18 protein-coding genes are annotated in these 16,996 nt (G+C 44.0%); 13 read left to right on the top strand and 5 right to left on the bottom strand.

What is annotated here, in order from left to right; all coding sequences use genetic code 11:
• Positions 1–35: 35 nt before the first annotated feature.
• Genes opp3b through NOM72_RS03685 form a run of 4 tightly spaced genes read left to right on the top strand, consistent with a single transcriptional unit; the run spans position 36 to position 4,047 of the window.
• Positions 36–962: an oligopeptide ABC transporter permease gene (gene opp3b, locus NOM72_RS03670; protein ID WP_023468895.1), complete on the top strand. Its 927-nt coding sequence runs from the start codon at positions 36–38 to the stop codon at positions 960–962.
• Entirely contained in the window at positions 962–1,993 is a 1,032-nt protein-coding gene (gene opp3C, locus NOM72_RS03675; protein WP_023468894.1) for an oligopeptide ABC transporter permease, read from the top strand. The genes opp3b and opp3C overlap by 1 nt, the downstream gene beginning before the upstream one ends.
• A gap of 27 nt (positions 1,994–2,020) precedes the next feature.
• Entirely contained in the window at positions 2,021–3,094 is a 1,074-nt protein-coding gene (locus tag NOM72_RS03680; protein ID WP_023468893.1) for an ABC transporter ATP-binding protein, read from the top strand.
• Complete coding sequence (locus NOM72_RS03685) at positions 3,094–4,047, top strand: ABC transporter ATP-binding protein (protein ID WP_023468892.1); 954 nt, start codon at positions 3,094–3,096, stop codon at positions 4,045–4,047. The genes NOM72_RS03680 and NOM72_RS03685 overlap by 1 nt, the downstream gene beginning before the upstream one ends.
• 47 nt (positions 4,048–4,094) lie before the next feature.
• On the opposite strand, the gene NOM72_RS03690 is transcribed toward NOM72_RS03685, so the two are convergent.
• A complete protein-coding gene (locus tag NOM72_RS03690; RefSeq protein ID WP_023468891.1) occupies positions 4,095–4,628 on the bottom strand; it encodes an HD domain-containing protein in 534 nt (177 codons plus the stop codon).
• A gap of 224 nt (positions 4,629–4,852) precedes the next feature.
• Here NOM72_RS03690 and NOM72_RS03695 point away from each other — a divergent pair, with 224 nt between their 5' ends.
• The 3 genes from NOM72_RS03695 to mecA all read left to right on the top strand — a co-directional run bounded on the left by NOM72_RS03695 (position 4,853) and on the right by mecA (position 6,359).
• Positions 4,853–4,990 carry a hypothetical protein gene (locus NOM72_RS03695; protein WP_023468890.1) on the top strand — a complete coding sequence of 46 codons (138 nt, stop codon included), beginning with the start codon at positions 4,853–4,855 and terminating at the stop codon, positions 4,988–4,990.
• Between the two features lie 172 nt (positions 4,991–5,162).
• The gene (spxA, locus tag NOM72_RS03700; protein WP_012370920.1) at positions 5,163–5,561 is read left to right on the top strand and encodes a transcriptional regulator SpxA; all 399 of its coding nucleotides are present in this window, start codon (positions 5,163–5,165) and stop codon (positions 5,559–5,561) included.
• Positions 5,562–5,723: 162 nt separating this feature from the next.
• Entirely contained in the window at positions 5,724–6,359 is a 636-nt protein-coding gene (gene mecA, locus NOM72_RS03705) for an adaptor protein MecA (protein WP_369815310.1), read from the top strand.
• A 62-nt stretch (positions 6,360–6,421) separates the two neighbouring features.
• Here the strand turns inward: mecA and NOM72_RS03710 are convergent, their stop codons facing one another.
• The gene (locus NOM72_RS03710) at positions 6,422–7,144 is read right to left on the bottom strand and encodes an SDR family NAD(P)-dependent oxidoreductase (RefSeq protein ID WP_023468888.1); all 723 of its coding nucleotides are present in this window, start codon (positions 7,142–7,144) and stop codon (positions 6,422–6,424) included.
• Positions 7,145–7,212: 68 nt separating this feature from the next.
• On the opposite strand from NOM72_RS03710, the gene cls reads away from it, so the two are divergent.
• From cls to pepF, 3 genes are all read left to right on the top strand, one after another.
• On the top strand, positions 7,213–8,724 hold the full coding sequence (gene cls, locus NOM72_RS03715; RefSeq protein ID WP_023468887.1) for a cardiolipin synthase: 1,512 nt from the start codon (positions 7,213–7,215) through the stop codon (positions 8,722–8,724).
• 18 nt (positions 8,725–8,742) lie between these two features.
• Positions 8,743–9,693: a competence protein CoiA family protein gene (locus NOM72_RS03720; protein ID WP_055968684.1), complete on the top strand. Its 951-nt coding sequence runs from the start codon at positions 8,743–8,745 to the stop codon at positions 9,691–9,693.
• Between the two features lie 64 nt (positions 9,694–9,757).
• Positions 9,758–11,560, top strand: a complete 1,803-nt coding sequence (gene pepF, locus NOM72_RS03725; protein WP_023468886.1) for an oligoendopeptidase F — start codon at positions 9,758–9,760, stop codon at positions 11,558–11,560.
• Between the two features lie 218 nt (positions 11,561–11,778).
• Here the strand turns inward: pepF and NOM72_RS03730 are convergent, their stop codons facing one another.
• Together NOM72_RS03730 and NOM72_RS03735 are read right to left on the bottom strand one after the other, a co-directional pair.
• Positions 11,779–12,570, bottom strand: a complete 792-nt coding sequence (locus NOM72_RS03730; protein WP_023468885.1) for a DsbA family protein — start codon at positions 12,568–12,570, stop codon at positions 11,779–11,781.
• A 94-nt stretch (positions 12,571–12,664) separates the two neighbouring features.
• Positions 12,665–13,246: a CYTH domain-containing protein gene (locus NOM72_RS03735; protein WP_235515916.1), complete on the bottom strand. Its 582-nt coding sequence runs from the start codon at positions 13,244–13,246 to the stop codon at positions 12,665–12,667.
• A 96-nt stretch (positions 13,247–13,342) separates the two neighbouring features.
• Between NOM72_RS03735 and yjbM the strand changes: the two genes are divergently transcribed.
• From yjbM to NOM72_RS03750, 3 genes are read left to right on the top strand one after another with little or no spacing between them, the layout of a single operon-like run.
• On the top strand, positions 13,343–13,987 hold the full coding sequence (gene yjbM / locus NOM72_RS03740) for a GTP diphosphokinase (protein ID WP_035396676.1): 645 nt from the start codon (positions 13,343–13,345) through the stop codon (positions 13,985–13,987).
• 10 nt (positions 13,988–13,997) lie between these two features.
• Positions 13,998–14,801, top strand: coding sequence for an NAD kinase (locus NOM72_RS03745; RefSeq protein ID WP_023468882.1), 804 nt, complete (start codon positions 13,998–14,000; stop codon positions 14,799–14,801).
• Between the two features lie 18 nt (positions 14,802–14,819).
• Positions 14,820–15,704, top strand: a complete 885-nt coding sequence (locus NOM72_RS03750) for an RluA family pseudouridine synthase (RefSeq protein WP_255997843.1) — start codon at positions 14,820–14,822, stop codon at positions 15,702–15,704.
• Between the two features lie 53 nt (positions 15,705–15,757).
• Here the strand turns inward: NOM72_RS03750 and NOM72_RS03755 are convergent, their stop codons facing one another.
• The gene (locus tag NOM72_RS03755) at positions 15,758–16,927 is read right to left on the bottom strand and encodes an FtsW/RodA/SpoVE family cell cycle protein (protein WP_035396680.1); all 1,170 of its coding nucleotides are present in this window, start codon (positions 16,925–16,927) and stop codon (positions 15,758–15,760) included.
• Positions 16,928–16,996 lie beyond the last annotated feature (69 nt).

Here is a 16,996-nt window from a genome sequence, read left to right on the forward strand (position 1 = left end):
AAAAAACAGAAAATCTTTATAGGGGGTGCCATCTTATGGGCCGTTATTTAGCTCAACGCCTGATCTACGGCGTAATGACGTTTTTACTCATCGCTTCGTTCACTTTTTTCTTGATGGATCTGCTACCAGGTTCACCGTTCCAAAACCAGGAGAAACTTTCTCCTGAACAGTTGAACATCCTTCGGGATAAGTACAACTTGAATGATCCACTTCCGCAACGCTACGCAGCGTACATGGTCAACTTGTTCCAAGGAGATCTTGGTATTTCATTTAAGTATGATAGCCGTCCGGTAACGGATCTGATCTCTGAACGAATTGGACCATCGGCTCAACTTGGAGTTCAAGCGTTGATTCTTGGCGTCCTACTAGGGCTTGTACTTGGTGTTATCGCGGCGCTTCGTCACAACACAGTGATTGATTATGGTGCGATGTTCGTATCGGTTATCGGGATCTCAGTACCTTCCTTCGTATTCGCCTCACTCCTTCAGTACTATGTCGGCGTGAAATGGGGCGTTTTGCCAGTCGCGTTCTGGGAAAGCCCGGCGCATACTATTTTACCGACCATATCGTTATCACTTGGGGTCACGGCCTCGATTGCTCGATTCGTCCGTACAGAGATGTTGGAAGTTACAGGTCAGGATTACGTCACGTTAGCTAAAGCAAAAGGCCTAGATGGTCAAGCGATTACTTGGAAACACATGGTTCGGAATGCTTTGATTCCGGCAATCACGATTCTTGGACCGATGACAGCTGCGCTAATCACAGGTACGCTTGTTATTGAAAAAATCTTTGCGGTACCAGGACTGGGTGAGTTATTCGTATCATCGATCACACAAAATGACTACACGGTTATCATGGGAACGACGTTATTCTTCTCGGCAGTCTTCATTCTCATGATCTTAATCGTCGATTTACTGTACGGTGTCGTTGATCCACGGATTCGTTTGGGGGGTAACAAATAATGGCTGAACAAAATTCAAATGCAAAATCAGAACAGTTTGATTCGTCACTGTTCCAACACGTTGAGTTCAATGAACAGGCGGGAGAACGCCTTGCTGGTAAAAGTTTAAACTTCTGGCAAGATGCATGGATGCGTTTGCGTAAGAACAAAGCGGCGATCCTATCGTTAGCGGTCATCATCATCATCGCGATCATGTCACTAGTGGGTTCTTCACTTTCTGGTAATGATCCTTATACCCAAACAATCACACAGGCTAAACTTCCGCCTAAAGTTTCAGGGTTAGAGTGGGCTGGTTTTGATGGTATGGCAACACTTGGTGAAACACCGATTGATTTTTATAAACAAAAACAGGTGACAGAGAACTTCTGGTTTGGTACGGATCACCTTGGTCGTGATCTTTGGTCACGTGTCTGGGAAGGCACAAAGATTTCCTTATTCATCGGTTTAATGGCAGCAGTCATTGACGTTCTCGTAGGTGTCACATACGGTGGTATCTCTGCTTATTATGGTGGACGTGTCGATAACATCATGCAACGGATTGCTGAAATTTTGACAGGTGTACCGAACTTGATCTTAATTATCTTGTTCATCTTAATTCTTGAACCAGGGATTACGACGATCATCCTTGCGATGACGATTACCGGCTGGATCGGGATGAGCCGACTTGTTCGTGGTCAAATTTTGAAACTAAAGAACCAAGAGTTCGTTCTTGCAGCACGGACACTTGGTGCTTCTAGCACACGGTTGATCTTCAAACACTTGATTCCAAATACCTTGGGAACGATCATCATCTCACTCATGTTCACGATTCCAAGTGCAATTTTCTTTGAAGCATTCTTAAGCTTCATCGGTTTAGGACTTGCACCACCACAACCGTCACTTGGTACTTTGATCAACGAAGGGTATAAAGAACTCAAAACGTTCCCTTACTTGCTCGTTGTTCCATCGACGGTCATCGTACTCCTCATGATCAGCTTCAACATGTTGGCAGATGGATTACGTGATGCGTTCGACCCACGTTTACGACGCTAACGGAAACTAGAGAGGAGCTCATTCACAATGGAAACTATTTTATCTGTTCGCGACCTGAATGTCGCTTTCCATACGTATGCCGGGACGGTTCAAGCCGTCCGCGGTGTATCGTTTGATTTGAAAAAAGGCGAGACACTCGCAATCGTTGGTGAGTCTGGTTCTGGTAAGTCAGTTACTTCAAAAGCAATCATGCGTTTGATTCCAAACCCACCGGGTGAAATCACGAAAGGCGAGATTTTATTCGAAGGTCGTGACTTAGTTAAGCTTTCCGATAAAGAGATGCAAAAAGTCCGTGGTCGTGATATCGCAATGATCTTCCAGGATCCAATGACATCACTTAACCCGACGATGACAATCTATAAACAAATCGCTGAAGGCTTAAAACGTCACCAAGGTTTAACGGGTGACGCAGCGAAGAAACGTACACTCGAACTTTTGACACTCGTAGGGATTCCAAACCCAGAAGCGCGTCTGAAACAATACCCACACCAATTATCAGGTGGGATGCGTCAACGGATTGTCATCGCGATCGCACTTGCTTGTAACCCGAAAGTATTGATTGCGGATGAGCCGACAACTGCACTCGATGTTACGATTCAAGCTCAGATTCTTGAGTTATTGAAAGACATCCAGCAAAAAACGGGTACAGCGATTATCTTCATTACACACGATTTAGGTGTCGTAGCGAACATGGCTGACCGTGTAGCCGTCATGTATGCTGGTAAATTGATTGAAAAAGGAACGGTAGATGAGATCTTCTATGAGCCACGTCATCCATACACATGGGGACTACTTGGTTCGATGCCACGTCCATCTGATGACCGTTCGCAAGATCTTCCAGCAATTCCTGGAACGCCACCGAACTTGATGCACCCACCAGTAGGTGATGCGTTTGCACCGCGTAATAAATACGCGATGAAGATTGATTTCGAGAAAGAACCACCTTTCTTCAAAATCTCAGATACACACGAAGCGGCGACGTGGTTGCTCCATCCACAAGCACCTTATGTTGAACCACCTGCAGCAATCCGTGACTTGGCATTAAAATACCGTCCGGACAGCGTGTTCTCAAAATCGCTTCTGAAAGGCGGTCTGAAGTAATGGAAAACCGTAAGAAACTACTTGAAGTAAAAAACTTAAAACAACACTTTAATATTGGTCGCGGTCGTGTCGTTAAAGCAGTCGATGGTCTCTCGTTTGATATCTATGAAGGAGAAGTGCTCGGTCTTGTAGGGGAGTCAGGCTGCGGTAAATCGACAACTGGTCGTTCGATCATCGGCTTGTATGATGCGACAGACGGCGAAGTCATGTTCAAAGGTGAAAACGTACACGCGAAAAAATCGCGTAAAGAGAAACTGAAGTTTAACCGTGCGATGCAAATGATCTTCCAAGATCCATATGCCTCTTTAAATCCACGTATGACAGTCGGTGATATCATCGCTGAAGGTATCGATATCCATGGCTTAGCGAACTCGAAAGAGGAGCGTAATAACCGTGTGTATGATTTACTTGAGACTGTTGGTTTAACGAAAGAACACGCGAGTCGTTACCCGCATGAGTTCTCAGGTGGTCAGCGTCAGCGGATTGGGATCGCACGCGCACTTGCTGTAGAGCCGGACTTCATCATTGCGGATGAGCCGATTTCAGCACTCGATGTATCGATTCAAGCCCAAGTCGTCAACTTGATGAAAAAACTACAACGGGATCGCAGCTTGACATACTTGTTCATCGCCCACGATTTATCGATGGTCAAGTATATCTCAGACCGGATCGGTGTTATGTATCAGGGTCACCTCGTTGAATTGTGTGATGCCGATCGTCTGTATGAGAATCCAGTTCATGCGTATACGAAGTCACTTCTATCTGCGATTCCGCTTCCGGATCCAGAGCACGAGCGGACACGTAAACGGATTATCTTTGATCGTCCGACGAGTGGACCGGTTGGTAAATCGGATGAAGATTCGAGCATTCCACCACTTCGTGAAATCGAGCCAGGTCACTTCGTTTCGATGACGGATGCAGAACTTGAAGCGTATCAAGCGCAACTCGTATAATTTTTTAAAATAAAAGGCATTTCCACGTTGATCGTGGAAATGCCTTTTTAATTTTCTGATGCGATACGCGGTAGATGAGCAAATCGGTGGACGACTGAATCGATCGCATCAAGACGACGCATGGCTTCTTCAAAGTCAATTTTTTCGTAATGATGGAGTCCGCCCGGCTGTTCTTCCAGCGTATCCGCATCATGAACAAGTTGTTGAAGAGGTGTTCGGTTGATCGCACCTGGTGGGAGATAGGAATCCGTATGCAAAAGAACAGCGAGAGCAATTTCTTTTGCGCGTGCTGGTTCTTCACCAAGGCGAATCAATAGTTTATGAGCACGTTCAGCTCCTTTAATGGCATGAATATCATTTTGGCGATATAAATCATAGTTCCAAGTGCCGTCGGTATACCATTCGTAATGACCAATATCATGTAAGAGTGCTGCCTTCGTAGCAGTGTCAGCATCTAAACCACGTTTCGTAGCGAGTGTCAGTGCGCGTTCCGCTACTGAAATCGCATGATTCAAGCCAGAACGAGATAAATATTTTTGAGCGATCGGATGATCGAGAATCGTAACGAGTGTTAATGCCATGAATGAAAAACTCCTTTCTGAGCGTTGATATTTCTATATACTCTACAGAAATTTGAAAGAAATTGCAACTATTTTTCATTTATCAATCGACAATCTCACATATTTAATTGCTTAAAGTAGGAATAGATTTTTGAGATACGTGGTATACTTACTAGTGTAGAAGATGATTTATTCGCTTTCGTATGGTTGTTAGTTCTGTTTCGGGCCGAATGGGGTGTCGGAATATGAAAGAACGTGACAAGAAGAAAAAGCTGAAGAAGCGCCTTTTGCGGGACATTTTAGAGAAAAAACTGAAAGAAATGAAACTTCCTAAAGCAAAAGAGACGATTTCTCAGCCATTTGATCACACGCCAGCTTGTTAAAGCCACGTGGTGGCTTTAACAAGCTTTTTTACGAAAAGTTCTTTCATCTTTAGAAAAAAGCTAGGTTTTCTGCTTTATTAGATGTAAACTGTCAAGTAATAGAACCATCATCAATATCTGCTTATTCACATAGGTGTTGAATGATGTTAAATCAGGGGGAGGATGTTTTTCAATGGTAACACTCTATACTTCACCAAGTTGTACTTCTTGTCGGAAAGCACGCGCGTGGCTTGAAGAACATGAAATCCCGTTCGTAGAACGTAATATCTTTTCTGAACCATTATCGCTCGATGAAATCAAACAGATTCTTCGTATGACGGAAGATGGAACGGACGAGATTATCTCAACACGTTCAAAAGTCTTCTCGAAACTCGATGTTTCCGTTGAAAACTTATCGTTGCAACATCTATACGATTTGATTCAAGAATACCCGGGATTATTGCGTCGCCCAATCTTGATTGATGAAAAACGCCTTCAAGTGGGATACAACGAGGATGAAATTCGTCGATTCTTACCTCGCAAGGTGCGTACGTTCCAACTTTTGGAAGCGCAGCGTCTTGTCAACGAGTAATTTCAAAAAGCACGCTGCTTCGTGAGCAGTGTGCTTTTTGTTACCGATAAAAAAGGTTAAAATAAAGATAACAAAGGAATAGAAATATATCCTTCGGATTCAAAACCATGAATCCAAGTTATGTCCTCGTTCGTATTCTAGATAAGGAACGAGAAGAAAGGAGTGGACAGTTTGAAAATCGAACGCGTCAATGACAATACGGTCAAGTTCTTCATCACGTACACCGACATCGAACGCCGTGGTTTTGCCCGAGATGAGATTTGGTATAACCGGGAACGGGGAGAACAGTTATTCTGGCAGATGATGGACGAAGCGAATGAAAAAGAGTCCATCTCCTTCGAAGGTCCACTGTGGATACAAGTGCAAGCATTTGAAAAAGGTCTTGAAGTCACTGTAACGATCGCGAAAAATGCAGTTGATGGCGAGCAAGTCGATGAAGACGAACTCGATTCACTTTTACGATCAGCGATGTCTGAGACAGAAGATAAAGATACAGAGTTAAGCCAAGATGTTTTATTTGAAACTCGCGATTTCGAACATATCATCGCGCTCAGTCAATATGCGAATGCTCCTGTATTCGCAGAACTTGAAACAGCGCTTTATCAAAAAGATGGGCTCTATTTACTGCATGTTCATTTCGAAGATGATGTGAACGTAGAAGCGCAAGAAAACGTCATGAGTTTAATCGCAGAGTATCTCCAGTTCAGCGAACAAACAATACATCCTGTAGCTGAATACGGGAAACAGATCATTGCTTCAGATGTCTTTCCGTTCATTCGGAAACATTTTCCGAACTAAGGTCAGAAAAAGTGCGAGGAAAAGGAGGATCACATATCGTGATACCTCCTTTTGTTCTGGTATTAAGTGAGTGTATAGCCTCCATCTACGATGAGCGCTTGACCGTTGATGTAACTCGCTTTGTTTGATAATAAGAAACAAACGACCTCAGCGATTTCAGAAGGTTGTGCAGGCTCACCTCGAAGGTGATGTTTCATTGCGAGGTCAAATTTATCTTTCCCGCCATATAACGCATGACTGAGCGCTGTATCGACTGGTCCCGGGCAAATCGCATTAAATCGGTACTTACCATGGAAGCGGGCGGCGTATGTCTTTGTTAGCGTCAGTAAAGCACTTTTAGACGAAGCGTAAGGCAGTAGCATTGCTGGAAACTTAACATGACCTACGATGGCGCTATTATTGACGATGGAAGCACCTTTTGAAAAGCGTTTCGTCGCGAGCTGGATGATTCGTTCGGGTGCGTGATAGTTCACTTGGAATACTTCTTTTTGTTGATCGGAGACACGTTCAGGTGCAACGGGTTTACCGAAAGTACCTGCATTGTTGAAAATACCATCGATTTCTGGGAAATCTTCTTGTGTTTCTTCAAAGAACGCATCGATTGCAGAGGAATCAGTTAAGTCGACAGGGAAGAAATATAAACGTCCTTCTCCATTTGATTCAAGCGAGGATCCTTTATCTTCATTACGACCAATCGCAAGGACAGTATGTCCCTCCCGGATGAGTTGAAGCGCAGTTGCCTCACCAATTCCACTTGTTGCACCAGTAATGATATACGTACCCATTTAAACGCTTCCTTTCTGTCATCAGTTTAAATACGATTTGTACTACTTACATAAAAGGAGGGGGATTCATGCTACGACGTGTACAACTTCTCATGACCCTCATCTTGACCATCGGCTTGATTGCCTTTTTATCCTACTATTGGAGTGTCTACATGGTAGGTTGGCTGTCCATCGTCATCATTTTGGTCGTCATGAGCGTGTTCGTCATCATTCTACTCGAAAATCGAAACCCAGAACGAACGCTCGTCTGGGCACTCGTCATGATGGCATTGCCTGTCGTTGGCGTATTCGTGTATTTCACATTTGGTCAGAACTACCGCCGAAAACGAATGTTTCGACTGAAGGCAATGCTTGATGAGGAGTCTTACATTAAATATCGTACCCAGTTTAAGGCAGGGGTACACCAATCAGTGTTCCAAGAAGGGCGTTATGGAAAAGTTGTGACACTTATCGATTCAATCAGTCGTCTTCCGATTTCGTATAATACACATACAAGAATCTTGACGAATGGTCAGGAAAAGTTTCCGATTCTTTTAGAAGAGATTCGTCAAGCACAGCATCATATTCATTTGGAGTACTATATCGTACGGGATGATCAACTTGCGCTTCAGTTACAGGAAGCGTTGATTGAAAAGGCCGAGCAAGGAATCGAGGTCCGTTTTCTTTATGATGCCGTCGGATGTTTTTCGACGGATAAGCATTATTTCAAGAAGATGCAGGCGGCTGGCGTTGAGGTTCGCGCGTTTTTCCCTGTCGTCTTACCGTTTATTTCTAGTAAATCGAACTACCGGAATCATCGGAAAATTGTCGTCATCGATGGAACGGTTGCATTTACAGGCGGAATCAACATTGGGGATGAGTATATCGGTCGCGATCAACATTTTGGTTTTTGGCGTGATACCCATCTTCTCGTAAGGGGAGAGGCTGTCTCTGAACTCCAACTGATTTTTCTCCAAGACTGGTATTACATGACAGGTGAACGGCTGTTTACACCGTTTTACATGGAGCCACTTGAGTACGTTGAAGAAGCAACAGGGGGTGTTCAAATCATTGCGAGCGGTCCTGATGAGCCACATGAGGCAATGAAATCACTTTACTTCGGGCTCATCACGGAAGCGCGTGAATCAGTCTATATTGCTTCTCCGTATTTGATACCGGATGAAGATCTGATGACAGCACTGAAGACAGCTGCTATGGCAGGGATTGATGTCCGTATTTTGCTACCGAGCTTTCCAGACCATAAAATCGTATTTTTTGCGAGCCGTTCTTATTTTGATGACTTGCTACGAGCTGGTGTGAAAATTTACGAGTACAATAAAGGATTCATGCACTCGAAAGTCATCGTTGTGGACGACGCCATCGCAACGATTGGGACAGCGAACATGGATTTACGTAGTTTTCATTTGAATTTCGAAGTGAATGCTTTCTTATATGGAACGAACTCTGTCCATGAACTAACACGTGATTTTTATGAAGATTTTAGCCATTCGACACAAGTTGATGCTGATATGTTCCATCGGCGTCCATTACGCCGTCGATTGATTGAATCGATTTCACGTTTATTCTCACCGTTACTCTAGAAAAAGGGGACGATTCAGATGTTTGAAGCCATTGATGCTTCTGGTAAACGCATCATGATTCACAGATTTCCCATCCATGAATTAAAAGCGATGTCCTTACGTTGTCCGTATTGCCTGAAGCCCTTGCGCGTCAGGCAAGGACGACGACCACATTTTGCACATATCTCAGCTTGTTCAGGAGAAAGTAGTGTGCATATGTCCTGGAAAAAGCGCATTGCCGATTCTTTAATAAATGCAGGTATCCAAGTCGAAATTGAATGGGTGACTGGAGAGAGACGTTTTGACCTGTGGATACCAGAACAGAAACTTGGAATTGAGATTCAACGTTCTCCGATGTCGGCAGAAGAATGGATTAGACGAGCCTTACTTGATGCGAAACAAGAACAAACGGTTCGGTGGATCGGATTTCATCCTTCACATGGTGTCACGTTGCGATTGCAGGGTTGGATGCGACAAGCATTTTTACAAAATGATTATTTGGATCTGATCGTCGAGAATCAAATCCGGAGATTTCGACATCCAGTTCCTTTTGCAAAACACCATGTCTATTGCACGGTTCAATCGCTCTCGTTATCTGATTTTCTCTCGACAGAGCCTTCATCATTTCCTCGGAAATTTTCAATCGCTCGATGGCAAGGGATCGTTCATCGCTATCGGAGACGTCCTTTTTATCCTTCATTACCTCCACGCATTCTCAAGACCCCACTGTATCAAGCAGGTCTCCATCTACAAAACCTTCCCTCATTTGTGTTTCTTCCGATCACACGTCTATTATTTCTCCCTGTCCATCCCTTTGAATTTCAAATCGCAGTCTTTTTAAAGCTAAAAGGGAGATATACTTCAATCCATCTAGAACATGCCATAAATCAACTGCTTTACCAATTGAATCTATCGATTGAAAGAGATTTGATTGATGCTCTCGTCAGAGAATGGATGGAACGGATCGAGGAGGCGAATAAGCTGTTTTAGCAGGAGCACTTCGATTGTTTGTCGAAAAGAAAACAGGTATAACTGAATTAAAGGAGTGAGGGAAATGGCAGAAGTATTAACACGTCAAGATGTTGACGTTACAGAAACATGGAATCTAGAGTCGATTTACGCAACGAACGAAGCGTGGGAAGAAGAATTCGAATCGGTGAAAGCGATGCTTCCATTACTCGTCGAGTATAAGGGTCGTCTTGGACAGAGTGCAGAAACACTCTATGAAGGGTTACAGTTACGCGACGAAGTCTCAAGACGCCTTTATAAGCTTTATACATACGCGCACATGCGTTATGACGAAAATACAGCAGACAGCTTCTACCAAGCTATGAATGACCGTGCTCGGACGCTCGCGTCGCAAATCGGAGCAACACTTGCTTTCATGACACCAGAATTGTTAGCTGTACCTGAGTCAACGATTGAGACGTATCTTAATGAGAATCCAGATCTTGCGATGTATCGTCATGCATTTGATGAATTGAATCAAGAGCGTGAACACGTCCTGACGGAAGCGGAAGAAGCGATTCTTGCAAAGGCAGGAGAAGTACTCGGTCAATCCGGTACGACGTTCGGCATGTTGAACAATGCAGATCTGACATTCCCGAAAATCAAAGGGGAAGACGGAGAAGAGACAGAGTTGACACATGGTCGCTTTATCACATTCCTCGAGTCATCTGATCGTTCGGTCCGTGAAGCTGCATTTAAAGCGATGTATGGAACATATGCAAAATACACGAATACGCTCGCTTCGACACTTGCTGGGTCAGTTAAGAAAGACAACTTCTATGCGGATGTCCGGAAGTTCCCATCGGCACGCGCAGCAGCTTTACATGGTAATGCGATTCCTGAGTCCGTCTATGATGGATTAGTTGAAGCGGTACATGAGCATTTACCATTACTCCATCGTTACGTCGCTTTACGTAAGCGAGTACTTGGACTTGATGAACTACACGTGTATGATATGTACACACCGCTCGTTTCTGAGGTGGAGATGAAAGTCTCTTACGAGGAAGCGAAACAATTGATGGTTGAAGGACTTGCACCGCTTGGAACAGAGTATAAGCACATCCTCGAAGAAGGATTGTCTGAACGTTGGGTTGATGTCCGAGAGACGCGTGGTAAACGGAGTGGAGCCTACTCTTCTGGTGCTTATGATACACAGCCGTTCATTTTGATGAACTGGCAAGACAACATCAACAACCTCTTTACACTCGCACATGAATTCGGACATTCTGTCCATAGTTATTACACGCGGAAGTCTCAACCATATCCATATGGTGATTATTCAATCTTCGTCGCAGAAGTTGCCTCAACGACGAATGAAGCATTGTTGAACGACTATCTATTGAAGAAAGTAACGGATCGTAAAGAAAAACTCTATTTATTAAACAATCAACTCGAAACATTCCGTGGAACATTGTTCCGACAAACGATGTTCGCCGAGTTCGAACATGCAATTCATGATGCGGCTCGTCTTGGCCAATCGCTGACACCGGAATTCTTAACGTCAACGTATTATGCGTTGAATCAAAAATACTTCGGAGAAGAAATTGTATTGGATGAAGAAATCGGTCTAGAATGGGCTCGGATTCCACACTTCTATTACAATTATTATGTCTATCAGTATGCAACGGGCATTTCTGCTGCCGCTGCTTTGACGGATCAGATTCTAGAAGAAGGACAACCTGCTGTAGAGCGATACATTAACAATTTCTTAAAAGCGGGATCAAGTGATTATCCAATCGAAGTATTAAAAGCTGCGGGTGTCGATATGACAACAAAAGCGCCAGTTGAAGCAGCATTGCGTCAATTTGAACGTGTCTTAGATGAATTTGAAGCTTTGTTAGCAGAGTGACATCTTTGTGACAAAGTGAACAAAGAGTGGAAAAGAGGCGAAGTCCACGATATACTTATATTGTGAAGAGGGTCACATTCCCCAGTCGATTCTCTTTTTCCCCCATCCAGTGGTCAAAAGAAAAGTCCTTCTCGTCATGAAGGACTTTTTCTTATTCTATGAGTAAATACTAAAAAAGGACAGTGAAGCATGCTTCACTGTCCTTTTTATTGTTTTTATCATGCGTGTGCCGAATCTTTTAAATGACGCCATACTTTTCCATCACAGTACGATAGAGAAGCACATTTTTGTTGCAAGACCAGTTTTTTTAATTCGTGTTCAATCTGGGATTCAGGAGCATCATAAATAAAGGCGATTTCAGCCGTTGTTGCTGTTTCATACCGTCTCAAGAATTGTTCGAGTGGTGGCTTCGGTTGTTTCTCGATCGTATGATCTAGTAATTCACTTAAGATCGAGACATACACCAAATACTCATAAGGTCCTTCTGCTTTGATCGCTTCTTCGTCTCCGACAAAAGCGAGTGTTGGAAGAATCCGAACATCCCAATCGGTGACTAGTTCGGTTTCTTTCTCGAGCATTTGCTGAATCGTATCCGACGAGACATCACGATGAAACTCTTCTAAATCCAAACCATACTCCGTTAATGCCTCTGCTAGCCGCATCAATGATGGGCGACTATAAGCACTTTCTCCTTCGACGTTATGAAGCATTCGAAGGCGTCGCATGAATCGCATACCAAACGTCTTTCCTTGAAGCTCAATTGCTTTTAGAATGACGAGTGGTGACATATCGCATGCAGATCGTGATGGAGCACATGGAATCGTTGCAATCGTCCGAAGACGGAACAGATGACCATATTCTAGCTCTAGCTTCTTGAGGACGGGTATCAACCGTAAACCATCCGTTTGTGTCACATCTAGAAAATGATAGATTTCCAGAGGTTTCGTCGGTTGTTGAATCGATGGTTCGTCCAATGAACAATAAGATCCGTTACATTGTGAGTGTTCCATCCGTTCACCCCTTCCTGTTGTTATCGTTACCCTATTTTAGCAACGAAAAAAAAGAAAGAGCAAAGGTTTTGCTTGTTCATTCTTACACGAAAAATCAAGAAAGCGCTTTACGCTCCATGAAGCGAACGATTTTGTTTTTTGTTTTGCGCTGGGGAATGTCATGTTCTGAAAGAAGTCGCTCGAAATCCTTTTGCCCTTGTTCGAAGTTACTGACCTCAAACTCTAACTCATAATCGGTGTGTCCGAGATAGCGACTTTTATCAAGGACAAGCAATCCTTCCGGGAGCACGGTTTCGATTCGTTCTGTCTCTAATCGACCTAAATGCTCCAAAGATCCCTGTAAATCAAATGACTTTAGCTGTTCGTTCATCTCTTCGGAATGAATTAGACCGTATTTGAACAGATCTTCTGCTTCAGTTGATGATAACGTGACATGCGTTTCAAGCAACCCTTCCTCATGGGGTTGTTTTAAAGTCAGTACGAGCCCTTGTTTTTTCTCACGAATCCGTAATGCAGCACCTTTTTTTCGAAGTTCAAAATCTGGCGTATCAAAATAATCATTTGCTTGCCAAATGGGTTGTTTAGCTGACGCATAATGGGTAAATAACGATAGATATTCTTGTTCAGACAATAAGTTCTTAAATTCGATTTCCAATTCTTGTCTAATCGGAATCACGCCTTTCTAGTTGAATGTCTGAAAATATGATAACATGAATGAGGTAGGAACAGGCAGTGAACCAATACTATTCGATTAAAAGTGGTGACAAATCAGATGACAAAAGAAAATTGGGATTTATTTCTTGCACCGTATCAGATCGCGGTCGATGAGTTGAAAGTTAAGCTAAAAGCGATTCGTAAACAATTTCAGCAACGGGGAGAACATTCACCGATTGAATTTGTCACAGGACGGGTCAAACCTGTAAAGAGCATTCTTCAAAAAGCGGAACGAAAAGCAATTGCGCGTGAGTCATTAGAACAAGACATGCAGGATATCGCCGGATTACGTATCATGTGTCAATTCGTCGATGATATCATTCATGTCCTTGAGCTGTTGCGCTCGCGCGGAGATTTTAAAATCGTCGAAGAACGGAACTACATTACGCAAAAAAAGGATAGTGGCTATCGATCGTATCACGTCATCATTGCCTATCCGGTACAGACGATCGAAGGTGAAGTTCCGACGTTAGTCGAGATCCAAATTCGAACGCTTGCGATGAACTTCTGGGCAACGATTGAACACTCGTTGAATTATAAGTACCAAGGAAATATTCCGGAAGAGACGCGTGAGCGTCTGCGTCGTGCAGCAGAGGCAGCATTTTTGCTTGATGCGGAGATGAGCCAGCTGAAAGTAGAAATCCAAGACGCACAACTCGTCTTTCAACGCGACGCTAAGGCGTCTGAACGATTAAAAGAGTAGGGGGATGACCATGCGTTTTGCAATCACGGCTCGTGATGATGAGCGATCTCATGCGCTGAAACAGCAACTCGAGCAGGCATTGACGGATCGGGGATGTATTCTTGATGTCAGCCAGCCGGAAATCGTCGTCTCGATTGGTGGAGACGGAACGATGCTACAGGCGTTTCATTCGTATCTCGATCAAGTAGAGACGATCACGCTTGTTGGGATTCATACGGGGCATCTTGGTTTTTATGCGGATTGGCGCCCTGAAGAAATGGATGAACTGATTGATCATATCGCGAAGCAGGATTTAGCGACGGTTCAATACCCGTTGCTTGAACTCTCGATTGATTATGCGGACGGTTCACACAACCAACTGCTTGCCTTGAATGAATGTACGATTAAAAGTTTTAATCAGACGCTCGTTTGCGATTTATCGATTCGAGGCGACTACTTTGAGACATTCCGAGGTGATGGACTGTGTGTATCGACACCGTCTGGTTCGACAGCGTACAATAAGGCACTCGGCGGAGCGATCGTTCACCCGGCGCTCGAAGCAATTCAAATTACAGAGATGGCTTCCATCAACAATCGTGTCTACCGGACGATCGGCTCACCGATGTTGCTACCCAAACATCATGATGTCGAAATTCGTCCCGTTAATCCGATTGATTTTCAGATGACCTATGACCACTATGCTTCGATCATTCATCAAAACGTGACATCGATTCGGTGCCGGGTCTCTGATAAAAAAGTGAAATTTGCTCGTTTTCGTTCTTTCCCGTTCTGGCAACGGGTGCGGGAATCTTTCCTGGCAGACGAAAGACGTTAAAGTAAAGGAAATGGAAACATGAATGGATTTCAGCTACAACAGATCGTGACTGACATTGAGGATGGCTGGCGTGTCAGTCATTTTTGTACGACCCGCTTAGGGATTTCGCGGAAAATGTTAGTATCGATTAAAAATCATGGGGATATCACGCGTAATGGTCAGCATGTTAACGTCCACGACGTCTTACACGCGGGTGATCGTGTCCATGTCTTCTTCCCGGAAGAGACACCAGCACCGGATATGGTGGCGACAGAAGGGGAACTTGATATTTTGTTTGAAGACGATTGGTTGCTCGTCGTCAATAAACCGCCGGGCATGGCATCGATTCCGTCACGACTGCATCCGGAACGCTCATTATCGAACTATGTCCTTGGTTATTACCGAAAACAAGGAATTCCGTATGCGATCCATATCGTTAATCGGCTCGATCGTGATACGAGTGGTCTTGTCTTGTTCGCGAAACACGGGCTTGCCCATCACCGGATGAGTCTCATGCAACGATCCAATGAATTAGAACGACATTATTTAGCGTATGCACCCGGAAACGTACCGGTACAAACGATTGATCAACCGATTGGTCAAACCGATCATTCCTTCATGGAACGGATGGTACGACCAGATGGTCAACGAGCCATTACGCATATCTTAAATAGCCGTCTAGTTCGAGCCTTTGACCAAGAAATCTCATTACTCGATATCCGACTAGAGACAGGTCGGACACACCAAATTCGTGTCCATCTTGCTTTTCTAGGGCATCCTTTGATTGGCGATACGATGTATCAAGGGAACCCGTTACTGCCGCGTCAGGCGCTTCATAGTGCGTCAGCAACGTTCCTTCATCCTGCGACGGGAGAACAGGTTCGTTTTGAAGCACCACTTCCTGAGGATCTCCGACTGGAATGATAAAGTACACAAATAAAAGGCAATGGACTTGGTCCACTGCCTTTTATTTGTGTTTAGTCTTCATCAAACATGGAAATCCGAGATTGAGAGGCGATTGCCATGATCAATCCTAGACCGACGAGGTTTACGATCATCGTTGATCCACCATAACTAATGAACGGTAGGGGAAGACCTGTGATCGGTAAGACACCAATCGTCATCCCGATGTTTTGGAAAATTTGGAACGTAAACATCGCGACGTATCCTGTCACGATATAGGTACCAAATGGATCAGCTGTCTCGAGAGCAATCTGAATCAACCGATAGACGAACAGGAACAAGACGATCAAGACGATGGCAGCCCCGATGAAACCGTAGTGAGAGGCAATCGTCGTAAAGATGAAGTCTGTATGCAATTCTGGAACGAACACTTGTAGTTTCCCGTATCCAACGCCGAACATTTGCCCTGAACCTGTAGCGTTGATTGCTTGGACGAGCTGGTACGACAGATCATCCGCATATTCGAACGGTTGCAACCAAGCCATGATTCGGTTCATCGCGTGACCTGGGAAAAAGGTTGCGAGTAAATCATTTTGGAAAAAGAACAGGTAAAAGAAGATGATGACAGCTCCTGCGAACAGACCGAACATCGTCAAAAGCCATTTCCAGTTTAGTCCGGATAACAACATCGCACATGCTAAGATGACGCATAGAATCAAACCGATCCCTAAATCGGGCTGAATGATGATAAGACCGAGCGGCAAGGCTGTAACCGCGACTAACTTGATAAGTAACAAGAGATCTCTTTCATGTTGAACATAACGTGCATTGTGCTCGGTAATGACGGCAGCGAGCGTCACGATCAAAAAGAACTTCATGAACTCAGCCGGTTGAACCGTACCGATAACGGGGAATTGATACCAACCGTATGCCCCTTTGATTTCAGTGACGATTGGTGTGTTTCGAAGAACGACAAGACCGATCAATGACACGATACCTGCTCCATATAAAAACCAGTGGAATCGCTTCAACTGTTCATAATCGATGAAAATGACGACGGATAACGCCATGAAGCCGATGACATACCATTGAATTTGTTTGGCAGAGAAGTTAATGGCACTGATCGCACCTTTAAGCGAAGGTTGTGCTGTATAGATGGCGATGATACTGATGACCATCAGACAGGCGAGTAAAAAAAGCAACGTATGATCATAACGTTGTGTAAATGATTTGAATCGATTCATTTCATCCCTACTTTCTATCTCTTTCTATATTACCGTAATTTATCAAATCCGCAATATCAAGAGCGATGG

Origin of the sequence: Exiguobacterium sp. LL15 (genome assembly GCF_024436095.1) — a bacterium.
GTDB lineage: Bacteria > Bacillota > Bacilli > Exiguobacteriales > Exiguobacteriaceae > Exiguobacterium_A > Exiguobacterium_A indicum.